35 protein-coding genes are annotated in these 19,237 nt (G+C 22.9%); 19 read left to right on the forward strand and 16 right to left on the reverse strand.

All coding sequences use genetic code 4. The annotated features are described in order from the left end of the window. Positions 1-174: 174 nt before the first annotated feature. The 3 genes from ABNT63_RS09055 to ABNT63_RS09065 all read right to left on the reverse strand — a co-directional run bounded on the left by ABNT63_RS09055 (position 175) and on the right by ABNT63_RS09065 (position 1,567). Entirely contained in the window at positions 175-423 is a 249-nt protein-coding gene (locus tag ABNT63_RS09055; protein ID WP_338990511.1) for a hypothetical protein, read from the reverse strand. Next, positions 423-533, reverse strand: coding sequence for a hypothetical protein (locus ABNT63_RS09060; protein WP_348737182.1), 111 nt, complete (start codon positions 531-533; stop codon positions 423-425). Before ABNT63_RS09060 ends, ABNT63_RS09055 begins: the two co-directional genes overlap by 1 nt. A gap of 188 nt (positions 534-721) precedes the next feature. After that, positions 722-1,567, reverse strand: coding sequence for a hypothetical protein (locus ABNT63_RS09065; RefSeq protein WP_348735444.1), 846 nt, complete (start codon positions 1,565-1,567; stop codon positions 722-724). A 59-nt stretch (positions 1,568-1,626) separates the two neighbouring features. Here ABNT63_RS09065 and ABNT63_RS09070 point away from each other — a divergent pair, with 59 nt between their 5' ends. The 6 genes from ABNT63_RS09070 to ABNT63_RS09095 all read left to right on the forward strand — a co-directional run bounded on the left by ABNT63_RS09070 (position 1,627) and on the right by ABNT63_RS09095 (position 5,961). Continuing rightward, on the forward strand, positions 1,627-1,881 hold the full coding sequence (locus ABNT63_RS09070) for a hypothetical protein (protein ID WP_348735445.1): 255 nt from the start codon (positions 1,627-1,629) through the stop codon (positions 1,879-1,881). 36 nt (positions 1,882-1,917) lie between these two features. Then, positions 1,918-2,970, forward strand: a complete 1,053-nt coding sequence (locus tag ABNT63_RS09075) for a hypothetical protein (protein WP_348735446.1) — start codon at positions 1,918-1,920, stop codon at positions 2,968-2,970. 73 nt (positions 2,971-3,043) lie between these two features. Continuing rightward, a complete protein-coding gene (locus ABNT63_RS09080) occupies positions 3,044-3,256 on the forward strand; it encodes a hypothetical protein (RefSeq protein WP_348735447.1) in 213 nt (70 codons plus the stop codon). Positions 3,257-3,841: 585 nt separating this feature from the next. Continuing rightward, a complete protein-coding gene (locus tag ABNT63_RS09085; RefSeq protein WP_348735448.1) occupies positions 3,842-4,621 on the forward strand; it encodes a hypothetical protein in 780 nt (259 codons plus the stop codon). A gap of 404 nt (positions 4,622-5,025) precedes the next feature. Beyond that, a complete protein-coding gene (locus ABNT63_RS09090) occupies positions 5,026-5,619 on the forward strand; it encodes a hypothetical protein (RefSeq protein WP_348735449.1) in 594 nt (197 codons plus the stop codon). Between the two features lie 48 nt (positions 5,620-5,667). Further along, on the forward strand, positions 5,668-5,961 hold the full coding sequence (locus tag ABNT63_RS09095; protein WP_348735450.1) for a hypothetical protein: 294 nt from the start codon (positions 5,668-5,670) through the stop codon (positions 5,959-5,961). An 18-nt stretch (positions 5,962-5,979) separates the two neighbouring features. On the opposite strand, the gene ABNT63_RS09100 is transcribed toward ABNT63_RS09095, so the two are convergent. Then, positions 5,980-6,474 carry a lipoprotein gene (locus ABNT63_RS09100; RefSeq protein ID WP_348735451.1) on the reverse strand — a complete coding sequence of 165 codons (495 nt, stop codon included), beginning with the start codon at positions 6,472-6,474 and terminating at the stop codon, positions 5,980-5,982. A gap of 844 nt (positions 6,475-7,318) precedes the next feature. On the opposite strand from ABNT63_RS09100, the gene ABNT63_RS09105 reads away from it, so the two are divergent. The 5 genes from ABNT63_RS09105 (at position 7,319) to ABNT63_RS09125 (ending at position 9,877) form a co-directional block, all read left to right on the forward strand. Next, positions 7,319-7,717, forward strand: coding sequence for a hypothetical protein (locus ABNT63_RS09105; protein WP_348735452.1), 399 nt, complete (start codon positions 7,319-7,321; stop codon positions 7,715-7,717). Positions 7,718-8,084: 367 nt separating this feature from the next. Further along, entirely contained in the window at positions 8,085-8,423 is a 339-nt protein-coding gene (locus ABNT63_RS09110) for a hypothetical protein (protein ID WP_348735453.1), read from the forward strand. A 44-nt stretch (positions 8,424-8,467) separates the two neighbouring features. Continuing rightward, positions 8,468-8,614 (forward strand): hypothetical protein, encoded by a 147-nt coding sequence (locus tag ABNT63_RS09115; RefSeq protein WP_348735454.1) that lies wholly within the window; start codon positions 8,468-8,470, stop codon positions 8,612-8,614. 45 nt (positions 8,615-8,659) lie between these two features. Next, the gene (locus tag ABNT63_RS09120) at positions 8,660-9,592 is read left to right on the forward strand and encodes a hypothetical protein (protein WP_348735455.1); all 933 of its coding nucleotides are present in this window, start codon (positions 8,660-8,662) and stop codon (positions 9,590-9,592) included. A gap of 111 nt (positions 9,593-9,703) precedes the next feature. Next, positions 9,704-9,877, forward strand: coding sequence for a hypothetical protein (locus ABNT63_RS09125; protein WP_348735456.1), 174 nt, complete (start codon positions 9,704-9,706; stop codon positions 9,875-9,877). A 17-nt stretch (positions 9,878-9,894) separates the two neighbouring features. Here the strand turns inward: ABNT63_RS09125 and ABNT63_RS09130 are convergent, their stop codons facing one another. The 12 genes from ABNT63_RS09130 to ABNT63_RS09185 form a co-directional block, all read right to left on the reverse strand. Continuing rightward, entirely contained in the window at positions 9,895-10,089 is a 195-nt protein-coding gene (locus tag ABNT63_RS09130) for a hypothetical protein (RefSeq protein ID WP_348735457.1), read from the reverse strand. Next, a complete protein-coding gene (locus ABNT63_RS09135) occupies positions 10,082-10,321 on the reverse strand; it encodes a hypothetical protein (protein WP_348735458.1) in 240 nt (79 codons plus the stop codon). Before ABNT63_RS09135 ends, ABNT63_RS09130 begins: the two co-directional genes overlap by 8 nt. After that, a complete protein-coding gene (locus tag ABNT63_RS09140) occupies positions 10,311-10,472 on the reverse strand; it encodes a hypothetical protein (protein WP_348735459.1) in 162 nt (53 codons plus the stop codon). The genes ABNT63_RS09135 and ABNT63_RS09140 overlap by 11 nt, the downstream gene beginning before the upstream one ends. Positions 10,473-10,581: 109 nt before the next feature. After that, positions 10,582-11,214, reverse strand: coding sequence for a DNA-methyltransferase (locus tag ABNT63_RS09145; RefSeq protein ID WP_348735460.1), 633 nt, complete (start codon positions 11,212-11,214; stop codon positions 10,582-10,584). Beyond that, the gene (locus ABNT63_RS09150; RefSeq protein WP_348735461.1) at positions 11,214-11,519 is read right to left on the reverse strand and encodes a hypothetical protein; all 306 of its coding nucleotides are present in this window, start codon (positions 11,517-11,519) and stop codon (positions 11,214-11,216) included. Before ABNT63_RS09150 ends, ABNT63_RS09145 begins: the two co-directional genes overlap by 1 nt. 269 nt (positions 11,520-11,788) lie before the next feature. Further along, a complete protein-coding gene (locus ABNT63_RS09155) occupies positions 11,789-11,998 on the reverse strand; it encodes a hypothetical protein (protein ID WP_348735462.1) in 210 nt (69 codons plus the stop codon). A 226-nt stretch (positions 11,999-12,224) separates the two neighbouring features. Beyond that, entirely contained in the window at positions 12,225-12,560 is a 336-nt protein-coding gene (locus tag ABNT63_RS09160) for a hypothetical protein (RefSeq protein WP_348735463.1), read from the reverse strand. A 1-nt stretch (position 12,561) separates the two neighbouring features. Further along, entirely contained in the window at positions 12,562-12,993 is a 432-nt protein-coding gene (locus ABNT63_RS09165) for a hypothetical protein (RefSeq protein WP_348735464.1), read from the reverse strand. 168 nt (positions 12,994-13,161) lie between these two features. Beyond that, positions 13,162-13,344 (reverse strand): hypothetical protein, encoded by a 183-nt coding sequence (locus tag ABNT63_RS09170; protein ID WP_348735465.1) that lies wholly within the window; start codon positions 13,342-13,344, stop codon positions 13,162-13,164. Between the two features lie 319 nt (positions 13,345-13,663). Continuing rightward, positions 13,664-13,837, reverse strand: coding sequence for a hypothetical protein (locus tag ABNT63_RS09175; protein ID WP_348735466.1), 174 nt, complete (start codon positions 13,835-13,837; stop codon positions 13,664-13,666). A 30-nt stretch (positions 13,838-13,867) separates the two neighbouring features. Beyond that, complete coding sequence (locus ABNT63_RS09180; protein WP_348735467.1) at positions 13,868-14,041, reverse strand: hypothetical protein; 174 nt, start codon at positions 14,039-14,041, stop codon at positions 13,868-13,870. Between the two features lie 9 nt (positions 14,042-14,050). Continuing rightward, positions 14,051-14,209 carry a hypothetical protein gene (locus tag ABNT63_RS09185; RefSeq protein ID WP_348735468.1) on the reverse strand — a complete coding sequence of 53 codons (159 nt, stop codon included), beginning with the start codon at positions 14,207-14,209 and terminating at the stop codon, positions 14,051-14,053. A gap of 436 nt (positions 14,210-14,645) precedes the next feature. Between ABNT63_RS09185 and ABNT63_RS09190 the strand changes: the two genes are divergently transcribed. The 8 genes from ABNT63_RS09190 to ABNT63_RS09225 all read left to right on the forward strand — a co-directional run bounded on the left by ABNT63_RS09190 (position 14,646) and on the right by ABNT63_RS09225 (position 18,752). Next, on the forward strand, positions 14,646-14,873 hold the full coding sequence (locus ABNT63_RS09190) for a hypothetical protein (protein WP_348735469.1): 228 nt from the start codon (positions 14,646-14,648) through the stop codon (positions 14,871-14,873). 23 nt (positions 14,874-14,896) lie between these two features. Continuing rightward, entirely contained in the window at positions 14,897-15,331 is a 435-nt protein-coding gene (locus ABNT63_RS09195) for a hypothetical protein (protein ID WP_348735470.1), read from the forward strand. A 227-nt stretch (positions 15,332-15,558) separates the two neighbouring features. Next, on the forward strand, positions 15,559-16,515 hold the full coding sequence (locus ABNT63_RS09200) for an L-lactate dehydrogenase (RefSeq protein WP_348735471.1): 957 nt from the start codon (positions 15,559-15,561) through the stop codon (positions 16,513-16,515). A 182-nt stretch (positions 16,516-16,697) separates the two neighbouring features. Continuing rightward, complete coding sequence (locus ABNT63_RS09205) at positions 16,698-17,240, forward strand: hypothetical protein (RefSeq protein WP_348735472.1); 543 nt, start codon at positions 16,698-16,700, stop codon at positions 17,238-17,240. A gap of 65 nt (positions 17,241-17,305) precedes the next feature. Continuing rightward, positions 17,306-17,428: a hypothetical protein gene (locus ABNT63_RS09210; protein WP_348735473.1), complete on the forward strand. Its 123-nt coding sequence runs from the start codon at positions 17,306-17,308 to the stop codon at positions 17,426-17,428. 126 nt (positions 17,429-17,554) lie between these two features. Then, the gene (cas9, locus tag ABNT63_RS09215) at positions 17,555-18,016 is read left to right on the forward strand and encodes a type II CRISPR RNA-guided endonuclease Cas9 (RefSeq protein ID WP_348735474.1); all 462 of its coding nucleotides are present in this window, start codon (positions 17,555-17,557) and stop codon (positions 18,014-18,016) included. Between the two features lie 87 nt (positions 18,017-18,103). After that, entirely contained in the window at positions 18,104-18,352 is a 249-nt protein-coding gene (locus ABNT63_RS09220; RefSeq protein ID WP_348735475.1) for a hypothetical protein, read from the forward strand. 46 nt (positions 18,353-18,398) lie between these two features. Beyond that, positions 18,399-18,752, forward strand: a complete 354-nt coding sequence (locus ABNT63_RS09225; RefSeq protein WP_348735476.1) for a hypothetical protein — start codon at positions 18,399-18,401, stop codon at positions 18,750-18,752. Positions 18,753-19,237 lie beyond the last annotated feature (485 nt).

Genomic DNA, 19,237 nt, shown 5'->3' on the forward strand with positions numbered 1-19,237 from the left:
TGTAATAAACATTGTTAAATATATAAAATTAAAAATTAAAGCACACTGAAAATAACTACTTAGTTTTAACTAATAGCTATTAAAATATAAAATTATATGTTTATAATTAATCAACTCACATAAAAGCTAGTGTGCCATAGCTAAAATATATGAATGGATCAGTTATAATAAATATTAAAAGCCTTTAACCATGACACGGAAAAAGTTTAATATTTTAATAATTACTCAAATTCCAAATGGAATTAAAATAATTCAAGCATCACCTAAAAAGGTCATTAATTGTGGTAACACAGCATAAACAGCATCTTTAACTTTCATCATTGCTTGTCCCAAACCGCTTCAAATAGAATCCATTCCACCTGAAATAGTAGGAGTATCTGTAGCTAGAAAATTAACAGCTGTTGTTAAATACATACCTAACATTATTCTTTATTCTCCTTGTTTTCAATTTCTTTTTTATCTTTTTTCTTACCTCGAATTTGACGAATTTTTTGATAAATCGATAAATCAATTCAAACAAATTCAGCAGGTATTTATTTACCAGTTAATGAAATTGTAAGTGGTAATATTTATTTACATATTAATGCAGGTATTATTGATAATCAAAATATTAAAGATATTAAAATTAAAATTGCAGTTAAAACAGGATAAAAAATAAAAGACCTAAAAGGGTCTTTTATTTTGTTTAAAGGTTTTTTAATTACATTAATACCTTTTTAAGTTATTTATAAATATTTATTGTTTTTGGTTTTGATATTATTTTAGTATGTAAATTTTTATATCTTGTTTTTAAATTAGTAACATATTCTCGCTGTTGATTTAATCAATTTTTATTATCTATAAACTGTTTATTTTTATTTAATTTAGCATCTTTTGTTTGATAAAAATTAGTACTATAACGATTTATTTCTTTATTTAATTCTAATAGGTTTTTATTAATACGACTAGCTCTTAATTTAACATCACCGCTACCTTTATTTTGTTGTGTATATATTTGTCAATTAACATATTCTCTTAATTCACTGCGTAATCACACATGTAATCACATATTTCAAAATACAGACCCTGCCCCAGTTCCATTTTTACCAGTTGCTGATTTCATTACTTGTCATACTTCAATATGTACTTTTGGATAAGTATAAGGTCCATATCATCTTTTTTGTTTATCATTATCACTTTGAATTAAAATAGTTAAATTACCTATTAATTTTTGTTTATTAGTTATTTGAAAAAATCCCTTTTTACATCAACTACTAGATAATATAGTTCAATTACTTTCTGATGGTGTTAATGATTTTACAATTTCTTTATATTTATTTTTATCTAAAAAACTAATATCTTTAAATAATTGTATTTCTAAACTTTTAGGTATTTTTGCTAATAAATCACTTAATATATTTGGGTTTAAATAATATTGAATTTGTGCTAATTGATGTTCAATATCTTTAATACTTTGTAAAATTGCTTTTATTTTAGAATTACCATATTTTTCTAATAATTTTATAATTCTTAATGCTATTTTTGGGTTTTCTAAAATACTAGTAATTAATGTTAATAATTTTCACATTTTTTGACACTCTCCTTTTGTTGATTATATAATGGGTGATGACAAAAAGAGGTGTAAAAATGAATAATAAACAAGAAATAAATTTTAATGAATTAATTAATAAGCCTGAATATTTAAATTATTTAGAAACAGGAAAATATAAAATATTACAAGAACAAAAATACTATATTGATATTCCTTGAATTATTGCTAATAGAAAAGCTGCTCCATTAACTATTGGGCAAGGCTTAATGTTTAATTGTGATAATGATGATACGCAAGATTGAATAGAAGAATGATATGAAAAAAATTATGTTTATTCCAAACTATATTAAAATGAATTAGCAAATAGTTTATATGGTCGTAGTGTAATGTATTTATTAAAAACAGAGACTGGCGATTTAACTATTGATGTTGCTTCAATTGGTTCAAATGTTCGTATTGCTAAATATTCAGAAATAGAACAATATGCTGAAATGTGAATATTACCTGCTCAATCTGATTATATGTGATATCAAAGAGTACAATTTTATCCTAGAAAAGCAAAAATAACTTACTATACAGCAAAAGATTTAGAAATTGAAATTTGACAAACTTACGGTGAATTAGAAAGTAAACTAAGACCAGTTTCTACAATGGAATATGATACTGGGATTGATATATTACCTATTGTTGAATTTACAAATTTACCTAAATTAGTGCATGGTACAAAAACAACAGTAGATGTTACCCCTGATTGTTTACCTGTATTTAATTTAATTAAAGATGTACAAGACAAAATTTACTATAAAAGAATTGAAAGAATTATTAATCGTACTCATTTTATAGGACAAAAAGATACTACTCATTCACTTGTTGATAACGGTAAAGGTTCAGAAGAATTAGTAAGTGCTGATGCTATTATTACTAGTACAGTACAATGTTATGCTAATTTAACTGGTAATAGTGGAATGGGTTTAATTCATTCTCAACAAAATTATACTGAAATAACTATTGATAGTGATTATTTTATGAAAATGATATTTAATGGCGCAGGTTATGAATATGATAACTTTTCAGGTAATAATTATACAAATAAAACTGAATCTTTAATGAATAATAAATTAGATATTCAAACTACTTTACAAAAACGATCATTAAGATTACCAAAATTATATCGGTTATTTGATTATATATTTAGACATTATAAAAAATGAGATAACTTAAATGATAATAATCCAAATAACGATAATGTTAGACCTTATACATTAGAATTTATTGATATTTCTATTATTAATGAAATTACCCAATCAGAAGTAATTGATAGAAGATTAAATAATGGAACTATTACTCATATTGATACAATTCATAAACAAGATAAGGTGCAAATAAAAAAGCACGAATGATGTTTAAAGAAATTAAAACAGAACAAAAAGCACAATTAGAACAAGAAATGAGTTATATTGATAATGAAGAAAATCAAACAAGAGAAGAAGATATTAAAGGAGATATACAATAATGCAAGTACCAAATATTAATAGTATTTTTAAAAACTTAAATGAAAGAATAATGGATAATAGTGTCCGATCTGATTTAACTAAATTAGATATTGATATTAAAAGTAATTATTTCTTTTTTCCATTTATTATTAAAACTGGATTAGTAAATATTACTGATAAAGGTTTTCAACCTAATAATGGAGTACCACAAAACTTTACACAAATGTCATAAATATTTACTGGTAAAGAAGGAATAATAGCACAATGAAAAAATGCAATTAAAATTAGATCTAGACATATCCCTGATATTTGAAATTATGATTTTTTCCAAAAAGAAAAAGATTGATTTACTTATTCTATTGATGATTTTAAAAATAGTTTAACAGATAAAATTAGTTATTTATATATTACTAGTACCGAAAAAACTTATTTATGGGATGCAACAAAACAAGTTTTTATTAATTCAGAAGAACCTGAGAATAATTATCCAATTAATGATATTTGAGAAAAAATTAATAATGAAAATGGTTTTAATGTTTATGTTATTAATTTACAAAAAATTAATAAAGCATTAGATAATTTTGCTATTAAAAGAAAATTTAAAGGTGATGCTTATAAATGTCATATTGTTAATATTAATGATACTGTTGAATTTTCTAAATTAGGTGGTGAAGAATATTTTGGTGAATATAATGTTTGATATCTTGATCGTACAATTACGGTTGAAACTACTTATAATTTTCAAATAGAAGATTTTTTAAGATCTTATTTAGTTCCTTTACAATCTGATAAAGAAGATGTTGATGATAATTTATTAATGTTTATATCAAATGCTCAACCAAAATATAATGATTTAAATGAATTAGTATATTGAAATATTACTTTTAGTTATGTTAAAGATTATATTAATACTACTGGGCAAACTATTCAACAATTCGTACAATTTTCAGCACCAGGTGAAGGTTATGTAATTCCTAAAATAATATGAGATGATTTAGGAATTCCAAAAGATTATGAAATTAATGAGAAATTTACTGATGATAATGGTATTAAAAGTATTCAATTAACATTATTAGGTAATAATGGTTTCACTGCACCAGTTATTTTTGGTCGCTCTATTGAAAATTTAGGGAAATGAAATGAAAAAGTATATCCTCAAAGAAGATTATTTATTGACGATTTAAAAATGCCAGTAGCGGATAGTTTAACAAAATCATCTAAACCATTAACTACTTATTTATTAACTAATGGTATTCCTGCTATTAATGGTCAATATGATAATTGATTAAAAAGAAAGCAAGGTCAATCTAATCAAGAAATTAAAAAGAATTATGAGGGTTATTTGAATACAGATAGAAAATTAACCCAAGCAACTAACCCAAATAATTTAACAGTTAAAGATGTTGCTTTAAATTATAAAGGTAATAAAGTTATTAAAGATTTTGATGTACGAGCAAATGGTTATTTTAAATATAATGTTGATATTGGATATAATACAATTAATCCAAGTAAAAATCGTGGGCAATTAAAAGATATGTTAAATTTATTTAGTGTTATGGTTAATCATATTATTAGTTTGCCAATAGATATAACATAAAGTATTGCATGAACTCAGCGTGATATTCATATTGTTGGTAAATTTTTAAATGCAATAAGTTTAGGTATTCCGATTTATTGAAAAACTATTGATAATAATACTAATAATTTATATCCAAATATTAAAACAAAAATTTCTTTATTTATTGGTAAAGCAAATTATACATTTTATGATGAAAGTTATTGACCTATTGTTGAAGATAGTACTAGTCCACAATCAAAAAATCAAGATAATATCCCCTTAGATGCTTTTAAATATAATACCCAAGATGAGGTAAATGATATTATTGGTGCTAGTGCAAGTAATACAAGTTGAGAATTTACATTAAAAGATAAAATAACAGCATCAATATGATCTAAAAAACAAAAAAAGAATATGGAAAAAATTATAGAATTAGTAGTGTAATGATACCTCAATCATTTAATAATGAAGATAGTATTTATTTAATTAATGAAGAAAGTGTATCATTACCAACAATGGAAAGTAAAAATTTATTAACTGATATTGTTGGTAGTGGTCATTATATAATTGATGCTGTTGGTTTTTATAATTTAGGTAAAACAGCATGTCGTATTTATATGTTTTCAGATGATATTGATTTATTTGATCCATATTCAATTATGAATTATTTTGTTAGTTTACAAACAACAAGTTTATATAATAATTCAGTCCGAGATTGATTAACTCTTTATTCACTTAGTTATTTAGATCAATATATTGATGATGATATCGTACATGATTGACCAGTTAAATTACCCGACCCACCACCAAGTATCAATTTTTATCCAGTACAAATTAATTTAAGCAAAGCAAATACTGAATTTAATATGAAAAGTCAAGCAACATTAACTGGAAAACTAATTCCTGAATATAAAACATATTCACAAGATATTTTATTATTTGATTTTGAAACTTTTGAAGCAACTGAATTAAAACAAGTACAAGATAATTATGATAGTTTTATAATTAGCACAAAATCTGGAAAAGTAAGAATATAAGGAGATACAAATCAAAGTAGTGGACAAGATAAAGATTATATTAATGCAGTGTTAGGAGTAAATCGTGAAATTAAAATTAGAGATATTGATAATTCTGGATTTAATGTTTTTAATTATTTAGAAGAAAAAGATTACCCTTGAATTGAAAGGTTCTCAGGTTATCATTTTAAAACTCAAATTGCATTTTATAATGAGGGTGTTAAATTAAAAATAAGAATTTTCTATGAACTATTTTTAAAATGTGGTAATAGAGCTAGACCTCCCTCTTATTTTGAAGACATGGTTGGTTATTTTAAAATTGAAATTGATCCACTAGCAAATATTAAATTAAAAGAAAAATAAGGTTTTATCCCTATTTTTTTATTCTCCTTTAACTTTTACATTACCGTTTTCATCAATAATTAAATCAGGTTCATTTGCATCTAAATTTCAACGATAAACTGATTTAAAATAAGTTCCATTATCTTTATTTCAATCATAACTTACAAATCCATTTTTATAAATAAATAAATCACCACCAAAATGAGATGTTTTAAGTTCGTATTTATCATAATTATCTAAAACTTTTTCTTTTAGTTCAAAATTTTTAAATTTAACAATTTTTCAATCATTACTTTTATCACCACGCCACACTACATAATAATATTTATTGTCAATTTTATTAAATGGTTTTTCTTGTGATGCCATTCATTCTAAATTGTTTTTAATAGTTTGGTCTTTTGTATCTATTTTATGTTTTTCTTTTTCTTTTTTTAATTCATCTTCGCTATATTGTGGTTTATTACAAGCAACTAAACTTGTGGTGCTTGTTCCTACTAATGTAATTGCACCTAAAATACTTAATAATTTTTTCATTTATATTAACCCTCTTTTTCTGATATTTTATTAACTGGTCACATTATATATATGCAAGGGTAAATTAGTTAATAAAAAAATAAAAAAGTGCTAACAATAAGCACTTTTGTTGATATTTTGATAAATAATTATTCATAGAAAAGATTACTACAAATATTTTACAAGAAGGATAAGTAATTTATTTAATTTAATAAATTACTTAGATGAATTATACAATAAAAAAGAGATTATTAAATCTCTTTTTTTGTCGAGCAGCTTGCCTGCTAAAAATATAAGCAAAATGAACTTATGGATCTTAACAACCAGCAACTTTGTTTCTAGAAGTATTTACCGACTAGACTCTGACCGACAATTTATTTGGATATCCATATATAGAGTAGGCTGTAAACCACTGAGCCTATTACTTTTAAAATAGGGACTTACTCTATTTTTGTACTGCTTGATAACTATTATATCCAGTTTTCATTTAATAGTTAATTTAAAGGTTTAAATAAGTAAATTCCCTTTTGGTTTAAAAACAGTAAAACCATGTCTTCTTTTATAACTGGAAACGTAACTTATTTATAATATTAATTATATAAAAATATAATTAAATGTAAATACCTTTATTACTTGTTTTAAGGGGTATATTAGCAATGAAATATATTAAGTTTAGTATTTTTTGTATATATAAAAAGTATTGTATTGGTAAAATAGTATGATATTATTATTCTAGTTAAATAAAAAAGAGAATGACCCTGATCATCATTCTTGCTTTACATTATATATTAATAAATAATTATTTCAAGTAAGAGTGAATAAGGTTTTTTAACTCTTTTATTAATTTAATCAAAAGGGTGAAAAAATGAATGAATTAAAACAAGACTTTATTAATTTATTAGAAAAAGAAGAACCATATATTGAATATCTTAATAGCAAAAAACAATGACACTTTAAATGTATGGACTATTTTAACTCTAAACTTATTAGTTTAAAAGAATTATCATTTTTAATAAATCAAGATGATATTAATGGTTTTCAAAATAAAATTATGATAGAATGATGAAATTTATGAAAATATCATTATCCTCTTGTATCAAAAATTATTACAAGAGAGGATTTTAAAAATAAATATATTAAATCTAATTATTTTAATTCTTTAAATGATATAAAAAGAACAGAAATGCTATCAATTTTAATGGAAAACAAAATTATTTCAAAAGAAGAATGTATAAAAATTTATGAGAATTATGAAATTAAGTAAAAAAGCCCAGCAAAAATGCTAGATTTTTTTATACTAATGTAATTTTTAAATTGTTATTTCATTTTTTGATTAGAAATTCAATATCAACAATTTTACATTCATTCAGATTAGGTATATTTTTTATATAATTAGGTATATTTTCATTTCTTTTAAGATATTCTTTTTTATTAAATTTATACTCTTTATTTTTTAAAAAAAATAACTAAATTACTTTTCATATTAATTTCCTCTAAAAAATCTAAAAATGTCATTTATTTTACCTCTTTTCTTGATCGTCTTCATCTTAACATGTTTTTTAAATAAGTGGTGGACAAATTTTATGGTGATGTTAAGATGGTGTCGTAAAATTAAGAAAGGAAGATAAAATATGAGTTATGAAATTTTAGTTGGTATTGGTGTTGGTGCTTGTTTTGCAGGTATTTTAGGTTATAAAGGATTGGAACTTTTAATTAAGAAAGTAACTAAAAATAAACTTAAAGAGTCTACAAATAAAGTAGTAGAACAAGAAACATTAGAGGCTATTCATTTAGGTTTAATTCAAACTGCTAATACTTTGAGTCTTGGTAATACAGAATGAGCACAAGTATTAGAAACAAATAAACCTATTACTGAAGAAGAATTTAATCATATTGTTAAAGTACAAAGAGCAAAAACACCAATTTCTAAAAAAGATATTAAGTTATCTAATAAAACAATTAAAGTCTAAAAAAGACTTTTTTTGTTTATAATGGTGATGCGAAGAGGTGAATTATGGCAGATATAACAAAATTAGAAAGTTTTAAATTAATAACATTAGAAGAGTTTAAAAATTGAGAGGGTTTTGATAAATTAGTAGCACAATATGGGAAAAAACTTTATGATGATAATATTTCAAATTATTTAATTGAGGATATTTAAAGAGCAAGTTTACAATTAGATAGTATTTGTGGTTATCGTTTAGAAATGGAGTTTCCATTACTTGATCCAAATAGTGAAATTGATAAAAAAAGGATTAACTATGTAAAAATTGTTTGTTGTTTACAAACTCAATATTTAATAAGAACTGGGATTGAATATTCTAGTGGTGGTGAAAATAGTAGTGATGGTGTCGCAAGTTATACATATCCTAGTAATATGAAGATAGAATTTTCCCCTGATGTTATAAGTTTATTAGAAAAAGCAAAGTTTTATAAATCACAAACTATAACTAAAATAAACCCTGATAATTATGGTTTTAAAAATGAATATCATACTTGATTTGGTCGCCCTGATACTAATCATAAAGATAGACCAATTATGTTAAGTGAAGCAGATGCTAAATATGTATGAAAAAATAGTATTTTTAGATCTAATACTTTATATATTATTCCGTGATCTGATACTGAAAAAAGTGGAATATGACAAATTGAAATATCACAAGAATTATTAGCAAAATATATTGATAATTATATAAAGAATGTTTCAAATAAAGTTGATAATAAATCAGTGGTATATAATTCTAATAATGAGTTATCTGTTCCATTTGATAATAAAACAATTATTAAAAATGATAATAATGAGATTGCAGTTTCTGATTTAAAACAAGATAAATTAATAAGTGGTGAAAATATTAAAACTATTAATGGTAATTCATTATTAGATAGTGGTGATATATCTATTAGTAGTGGCAATGATTGAGAATTAATTAATTTTCCAGAGGCAAACGAAAAATTAACATTTAAAATTCCAGATTATGATTTAACAAAATATTACTATAAAATATCAATTTCAATAACAGACTATTCATCTGCTAATAAATTTGTAACATATTATTTTGAAACAATATCACAAAAATCATCTTTTTCATTTTTAGCAGATAATTCTTATAAAAGAATAACAATTAAGCAAGATGGCTAAATTTCAAATGATACAAATAATATTTCTATTAAAGATTTAACAATTAAAAGAAAATTAATAAATAATAGCAAATTAAGTGCAGATGAACCGCATTCTATTTATAAGCGTGATATGTATAATGATTTTCCAAAAGAAACATTAGATTCTTCTGATATAATGATAATAAAAATAAAGAGTGCAACAACTATTAATGAATTAAATTTACTTGAAAAACATCCAATATGAAGAATTATTTCAAATAATAGAAATGATATTAAAGAATTATTCAATAAAAAATGATTATAGTTAAATAAAAAATAACCTTAATTGGTTATTTTTTTATTTGTTTTTAAGATAATTAAATTCTTTTCACCATATTTATTGATTAAATATTCTCATTCTCAGGTTGAATTGATATTTACATTTTCAGGGTCTGTACCAGTTATATATTCACCAAGAGGAGTTTTACATGGAATATTACCTTTTTCTGTATGATAACATAAAATATATTTATTCATTTAATTCTTTATCTAAATCTAATAAATAATATTTTTTAACATAAGGTTGATAACAACCATTGTTAATAAATGTATCAATTAATTCTAATGCTTTATCTCTTTGCTCCATATTTTCAAAAGATAATTTATATTTATAATCTGAAAATATTAGTTCATTAGTAAATTTAATACCACTTTTAATTTGTGTTTGATTACTTAAATTAATTCTTTTTCCTTTATATTTAATTCACATTATTATCATCTCCTTTATTGTGACTTATATAAAAATTGATAATATGTTCTATTCGTTGTGAGTTGGTATATAATTCAGGTAATTCATTTCAAACTTTTTCTTGTTTTTCATTTAAGTAAACATTTATATTACGAATTAATTTTCTTTTCATAAATAATCTACTTTAAATAAATAATGTAGTTTGAATATTACTTAATCTTTGTTTTGATAATTTATAATATTTTTTCATTAATTTCTATACCAATTCAACGCCGATTTAATTATTCACAAGCTACTGCAGTCGTACCACTTCCTAAAAAACAATCTAATACAGTATCACCAGGCTGAGAATGCTTAAATAATTGCTCTTTAATCATTTCAATAGGTTTAACTGTCGAATGATTAATATTTCCATCTTGACCAATGGAGTAATAATATACAGTTTTACAATTTTCATAAGTTTTAGTATATTTAGCTCCTGTTTCAAAAATTCATAAGCAATATTCAGTATCCTCGTAATAAGGATTATTCCTTGGAATAGGATTAGTTTTAATTCACTTTAATAAATATCATCTTCACTTATTTTTACGAATAATAGATAAATATTGGTCAATTTGCTCAATATTTAATCAAATTAAGCAATTCATAAATTTTGTTATTCTTTTAAATTCGTTTAAATATTTTTCATATTCAATATGTTTAGTTGATTTAATACTAACTAAACCAAGTGCATTTTTAACAATATATTTTCCTACAAATTTTACATTATTATCTTTTAATTTATTTTGTTTTTTCCTTATACTTTCATAAAAATATGGTGGATCAGTTAAAATTAAATCAATACTTTTATTAGGAATAGTTTTTAATATTTCTAAACTGTCACCATGTATTAATTCACCTAAATTAGTTTTCATTATTTTTTACCATCATAATTAGCAATAATAATGGCATCTCGTAAATGATTACTTATTTTTTCATTATTATATTTTCAACCTTTACCATATTGATAAGTTAAATTATTATCTTTTTCATATTCTCATATACAACCATCATTATATTTACTTAAATTTTCCATATTTTTAACAACTGATTTAGTAAAAATAGGTGCTATCCATTTAGTTTTTTTATTAAAATTTTCATCTAATAAATAATTATAAGTATTAAATTTTATTGTTCCTATTAATTTTAATAAACTATCTCTATCTTTTGTTGAAGGCAATTGAATTGGTAAACAATCTTCAATATATATAGCATTCTTTTTGTTCTTTTATATATTCCAATATTTTTAATACATGTATTGTTCATTCTTTGCTTATTATTTCTGTTTTGTCAACTAATTTGTTATTTATATAACAAACAATACCCGTAGTACCAGATCCAGAAGGGTCAATACCTATTTTTATCATGCGTATACATCCTCATCATTGTTAACTGCTGGTACTACATTAGAGATATCTTCTTCTTTAACTACATTATCGTTTGTATACGCTATTTCATTATTAGATGGGGTATATTATTTATATTGTTTGATAATGGTTCATCGCTCATCTGCCCCTGATTTTTGGCGACAGTAATATCATTAAAAGGTATATATTCAAAATTACCATCTTCTTTAATTTCTTTTTCATCTAAATCAATATCTGAAATATCAATTCCCATTTCTAATGCCAATTTACGATATAATTTAGCTTCAACCATTTCTTTTGGCCATTTTTTTTCATGGAGAATATTCACTATTTCCACTCGGACTACTATTTTTTAAACGATCAATATCTGCTCTTCTTAATAAAATGCCCTGATAATTTCCATTTTCATCTTTTGCAAAAGCATAAGCACCAATAATCTAATTAAAATCACTAGTATTTGCATTCAAATTTATTTCATGAATTTTTGGACAAGAATTTAAACTATCTTATTCAAATTTTTAACCTTTTAAAATAATAGATCTTCGTACAATATATCCTGCTTCTTCAATTCTTTTACAATAAACTTTACTATCAATAACAGTAGTTAATTTATTTTTAAATGGAATAATATTAAAATCTTTACTAAAAATTAAACCTTTATTACTTAATTTAATAATTCCTAACGCAGTTATTTTTGCATTTTCTGCATTAGAAATTAACGACATATAACTTTGTCCATTTTTCATTTTCAATTCTTCTAATGCTAAAATATTTTCTTTTAAATATTTATCATTAACTTTTAATTCATATTTAACAATTGCACCTTTAATATATTGTTGTAATTCATTTGCCATTTTATTTAACTCCTTTAATTTGAATATTTATTCCTTTAATACCAATTAATTTATTATCTGTATTTGTTTCTCACTGAGCTTTAATTATGTTTTTAACTAACTTTTCATCAACAATTAAATATTTAATTAGTTGTTTTAATTCATATTGATTAGCATTTTCTAAAAAATCATTATCAATGCCTAATATTTTAATGTCTTTGATTAATAATTTTTCTTTAATTAAATTAATACCAACTTTTTTAAGTTGTTTTGGTTCTAATGATTTATCAATTTCAGTTACTTTTTCCATAACTCTAACTTGTTCATCTTGTATTTGATCTATATTTAAACCCATATCAACAGTTAAATTATTTGCTTTTTCAATTAATTCCTGTTTTTTTAATTCTTGTTCTTTTAAAAACTCTTGTTGTTTTTGTTTGAGAGCTTGTCTCAAATTATTATTAATTTCAACTCTGTATCTTTCAATATAATTTCTATAATTAGTAATTATTTTGCCAATTCTATTATGCTCATCTAATAATTTTTAAACAGGTCCTAATCATTCTTTAAAAACAAAATTATTTTTAGTAATAGCACTTGGAATATCTTTTAAATGAACATCTTAATAACCATTTAATACATAATGATTAATATGTCTAAAAATATACTCAGTTAATTCTTGTTTATTTTCTTCTTTAATTTTTTGAACATTATACGCTAGAAGACTTTCATTTTTAAAATCCGCTCCGTTTAAAGGAAATTGAAATGTAATATTATTTACTGTATTTTTTACAATATCACTCATTATTTATCTTCCTTATTAGGTAAATTGTCATATTTTAAACTGTCAACTAATATTCAATCGATAGAACATGTTAAATATGGATTTTTGTAAAAATCTTCTTTATATAATTGTTGTTGATCAATTTTTTTATCTTTTTCAGCAAGTTTATTTTTTGTTTTACTAAAATAAACTTGTTTTAAGTTTTCAAATTCTTCATCTGTTAAGCGTTTTTTTTCAAATTCAAGGTAATATCTATCTCAAATATCTAAACTATAATCTTGTGCCGCTTACGGATAATTATCAAATAATTCATTCAATAATTCTTTTAAATTCATCATTATTATTGACATCTTTTTCATTTAATATTTTCATTTTTTAAATCAATAATTGTTGTTAATCATCCTTGTTCATTTTCAACATTACTAATAATTTTTGCTTCTTCTAATGTATAAAAAAATAAAGTTTTAAAATCACCATATTTACTTTTCATTACTAATAAGTATCTTTTATTCATAATTTAATTCCTCCGAATATTCTTTTATAGTTATGCCACTATGTCTATGTTCCGTAATGCCACAATAACTATTAAATTTAAATGTCATTTCAAAATGACCATGTATTTTAATTTTTTTAAAGTTTCTAAGGGTTTATTTTTAATTTCATAATCACTAGGAAGGTATATTCTTCTACATTGATTACAATGTTTATAACTTGCCATTTTTTCCTCCTAATTTTGTTTTCCTAATGCTCAATTTTCATCAGTCATATCTTCAAATGTTACTGGATAACTTTTAAGCATTAATTTTTGTATTTTATTTTCTTGATTACATTTAAAGCAATAACCTCAATATCTTTGTTTAAGACAAATTTTATTTAACTTTTTCATATTTACCTCCTATTACAATTAACTACAAAGTACTACAATGTTCTACATTTTGTAGTTACTTGTAGTATTAAATACCTCCTCATCAAGTCCCCAGTAGATTATTTAAGAAATCCTTGCCCAGTTCTTAAAAGTTATTTAACCTCTACACACACGATTTTATTTTTATTCTTGCTAATTAATAGTTATGAATACAGCATTATCTGTTTATCTTAATCAAAGTAATTAATTTACAAAATCGCAAAAAAACAAGTTAACAATTTTATTGGTTTCTTTACTGACAAAATGCCATGTTGGGGAACCTTCCACTAAAAAATATGTAATTGTAAAATTAAATAATTGTAGAACCAACATATTTAATTTTTAAAGTTGTTTTATAAAATTTAAGTTTTAAAAAAAATCAAATTTTCAAATAAAAAAACAACCCTTTTAATAAGAGTTGTTTTGTCCTATTTCATCCTTTATTCTACAAAATAACTTAGATTTACAAGAATTTCAAGTTTTAGATTTAATTAAATCTAAATTAAAAACAGAAGACATTAATATTGATTATTATCAAGATAATTTATTTAATTATTTATTAGATCAAATTATTTTCAATATTTTTGATATTGAAAATGAAATTATTCAGATTGTTGATGAAATTAAAATAAAAAAATATATCTAATATTTTTAGAATATTTTTCAAAAATGGATGATAAAAATATATTATGTATTTTTGAAGAACCTTTAATAGGATTAAATTATTATGAAGCTAAGGAAATATTGCCAAAAATTAAGCAAATAAATAATAAAATAATTTTAATTTCAATCATTTCTTTTATTGAGATTGAAGATATTAAAGATATTAAATATTTTTTTAATAATGAACTATTAATAGATTTTTCTATAATTTATGATGATCCTTATAATTATTTAATTTATTGAGAAGGAAAAAATGAGGAAGATTTTTTATATAATTTATCAATTTTTATAAAATATTATTTTGAAAATAATTGTCATAAATTTAATTTCAATAATTTAACTATAAGTAAAAATATCATAAAAATAAATAAAATTCAAAGTAATATAAGCTTAACTGAATTAAATGTTTTGGCCGGACTAATTATTTTTAATAGAAATTAAGAAAAAATAAAGAAAATACTTGATTTGAGTTATGGTACCCTGTAAAATTATGTAATAGTAAATAATTTCTAGTTTGCTACTTTTTATTGAAAAATATAGTTTTAATATATAAAATTATCGCTTGCTACAATTTTAATTATAAAAACCCATCTATTTTGAGTCTTTTTAAAAAAATTTTTTATTTTTTTGCTATAATAAAATAGGAGATTTTTAAAAGGAGAAGAAATATGAAAAATTCAACGAGAAAAGTAGTTTTAGTTGGATGTGGAATGGTTGGAAACAGCTTTTTATATTCATTGATGAACAGAGGGATTGCACAACATTATGTACTAATTGATGCGTTTCGACAAGCATCAGAAGGGAATGCTATTGATTTATCAGATGCAACTGCTGTTTTAGAAAATCGTTTTAGTACAATTAAAGCTGGTGATTATAGTGATTGTAAAGATGCTGATTTAATTGTTATTACAGCAGGAAGACCACAACGAGATGGTGAAACACGATTAGATATGGTTGCTGATAATGCAAGAATTATGCAAGATATTGCTTTAAAAATTAAAGCCTCAGGTTTTAAGGGTGTTACGCTAATTGCTTCAAATCCGGTGGATGTTCTGGCATCAGTTTATCAAAAAGTAACTGGTTATGCAAAAAATAAAGTTATTTCTTCAGGAACAACTTTAGATTCAGCACGTTTAAGAAGATTAGTTGGTAATAAATTAAACATTGCTCCAGCTAGTGTTAATGCTTATGTTTTGGGTGAACATGGTGATTCATCAGTTTCTGTTTGATCAAAAGCTTCAATTATGCAAAAATCAATTGCTGATTTTGTGGCAGAAGGAAAATTAACAGAAAAAGATTTAGAAGATATGCACCAACAAATGATGAAAATGGCTTATAAAATCATTGATTTGAAAAAAGCAACTTTTTATGGAATTGGTGTATGTTTATCATCAATTGCAAAAGCAATTTTAAATGATGAAAGATCAACCTTTTTAATTGGTGCAAAATGTGAAGGTGAATATAATGTTATGGGAACTTACATTGGTGTACCAGCAGTTATTGGTGTTAATGGGATTGAAGAAATTATTGAGTGAAAATTAACAAAAGAAGAGCAAGTTAAATTTGAAAAATCAGCGACACAATTACATGAAGCTTTAAATGTTGCTCTTGCAGCATTAAAGTAATATTTAGGAGGACTTTTTAAGTCTTTTTTTTATGTTAAATTTATAATATTTTTTTCTTTTTTAAAAGAAAAATGTGGTATCATTATTTCATAGGATTGTATATTTTTATATCAACCATGTATTAACTATGTATCAATTATCAACAATATCAATTTAATATATACAAAAAGGATTTTTTAAATATGAAAAGATTTACTTTAGGAATGATTGCAGCGACAACGACTTCAGTTGCAGGTATGCCAAATATTAATAAAGGAACTTCAACAGTTCAAGCGCATAAATTTGCACAAGAGGCAGTAGAATATAGTATTGCAAGTATGACAGGAACAGATACTTTTCCTGCGCAAAAACTTGCCTCTGGTTTTGTCAATAAACAAAAAGCTTTAGTTTTTGAATATGGAAACTATACTAAGACTTGAGCAGAATTTGTTAAAAAATATCCAAAATTTAAATTTACTACATTAAGTATGAAAACTAATTTAAAAGGAGACCAAAAAATAAGAGATTTGTCAAATATTACTTTTAACACTGTTGATTTTAAATTACAAGAACGAAATGGTCAATTTATAATTGACACAATTGAATCAAAATATATTACTGATTTTATTCGTTTATCAGTTCTTGGTCAAGTAAAAGAAGACAAGAAGATTATTAATTTTGGTGTTGTATATAATATCAATATTTCACAACAATATGTTAGACCTTATCCATTTTTTAGTTCATAAACTGACAAAATCCAGTTTTACAGTGAATAAAAAATTAATTTGTTTGTAAAGAAAGGACAATAATTTTGAAAATTGATAGGTTGTATCAAATTAGAAAAAACGGAAAAGGCTATCGTAACAATAGTAATAAAATTAAAATTAGAAATATTTATGAATATTTTATTAAAATTATTACTTTAATACAGTAAACTATAAGTATTAGAAGAAACTTTGCGATACGAATAAATAAGTATAAGAATTTATATATAAATTAAAATTTAATACTTTCAAAAAAGTTTAAATTTTAAATTTCTTTTTGAAGGAGAATTTAATAAATGAAAAAAATTAATATTGGTTTAGACATTGGTATTGCTTCAGTGGGGTGATCTATTACATCAGCTGAACCTAATGATTATAAGATTTTGGATGCAGGAAGTAAATTATTTGAGGAAGCCAATAGTTCTAATAGTAAGAATTCATCAACAGCAGATCGCCGAGGTCAAAGAGGGCGGCGAAGAAATTTGCGAAGACTTAAATTGAGAAAAAAAGATTTAATAAATTTATTTAAAAAATACAATTTATTAGAAAATTGTGAATCTTTATTATTGTTATCTAAAAATGAAAACTTGCTTAAAATACAAGTAAAAGGTTTAAAAGAGGCTATTACTAAAGAAAAATTAACACTTGTTTTATTTAATTTTATTAAGCATAGAGGAACATTTAATATTAAAGATGATAAGAGTAAAGAATTATTAAAAAATATTGATGCTGATTTAAATATTATTGAAGGCGATTAATTATTTCCTTGTGAAAAACAATTAAAATTTTATGAACAGAATAATTATTTTAGAGGACAAGATAAATTTTATATAACTCATAAAGATTTGTTAAAAGAAATTAAACAAATTTTATCAGTACAAATTAAACATAATTTAATTAATGAAGATTTTAAAGAAGAATATTTAAAAATATTTTATCGAAAACGAGAATATTATATTGATACTGGAAAAGGAAGAAAATATGGTTGAGAAGAAAAGGAAGAAGATTTTTTTAATAATTTAATTGGACAAGATACATATGATATAAATGAAAAACGTGCTCCAAAGCATTTGTTTAACATCATATATTTTTAATTTATTAAATGATTTGAATAATTTAAAATATAAAGTAAATGAAAAATTGCAACTTTCATTTGAAAATAAAATAGATCTTATTAAATTAACTGTTGATAGTTCAACTACAAAAAATATTAGTTTAAAAGATATGGCGAAGATAATTGCCATTGATAAAAATGATATTAGCGGTTATCGCATAGATAAAGATGAAAAACCTCTTTTTACTAAATTTAAAAGTATAAATACAATAAGACATTTTTTAAATAAAAATAATATTGATATTTTCTGAATTAAGTTTAATAATAAAGAAAAATTAGATGAAATTATTTATGTGATAACAATTTATCAAAGTTATGATACTAGAAAAAAAGAATTAAAAAAACTTAATTATCAATTTTTAACAGATAACATAATATAGTATCTTGCATACTTGTCTTTTGGCGGAACACATAGTTTATCCACAAAGACAATGAAATTATTAATTGAAGAAATGTTACATAATAATATTGAGCATATGCAAACTTTAAAATAGTTAGGAATTAAACGACAATATAAATTTTTTGATAAGTTCCAAAATCAAAAATATATTCCCATTTTACGAAAAGAGATAAATGATTTGTATATTTCACCAGTTGTTAAACGTTCTTTGTTAGAATCAATTAAGATTATTCAAGAAATTCAAAAAAAATTATGAATATGAAATAAATTCAATTGTAATTGAATTAGCTCGTGAGAAAAATAGTGATGAATATAAAAATTATTTGAATAAACAACAAAAAAGCAAAGAAAATGAGAATAAAGAAATTAATGCGTTTGTTCAAAAGATGGCAGATTTTTAAAAACCAATTTCACCAAGATTAAATGAAAAATTAAAATTATTAAAAGAACAAGATAATCTTTGTC

Source organism: Spiroplasma endosymbiont of Ammophila pubescens (assembly GCF_964020965.1).
In the GTDB taxonomy this organism is placed as follows: domain Bacteria; phylum Bacillota_I; class Bacilli_A; order Mycoplasmatales; family Mycoplasmataceae; genus Spiroplasma.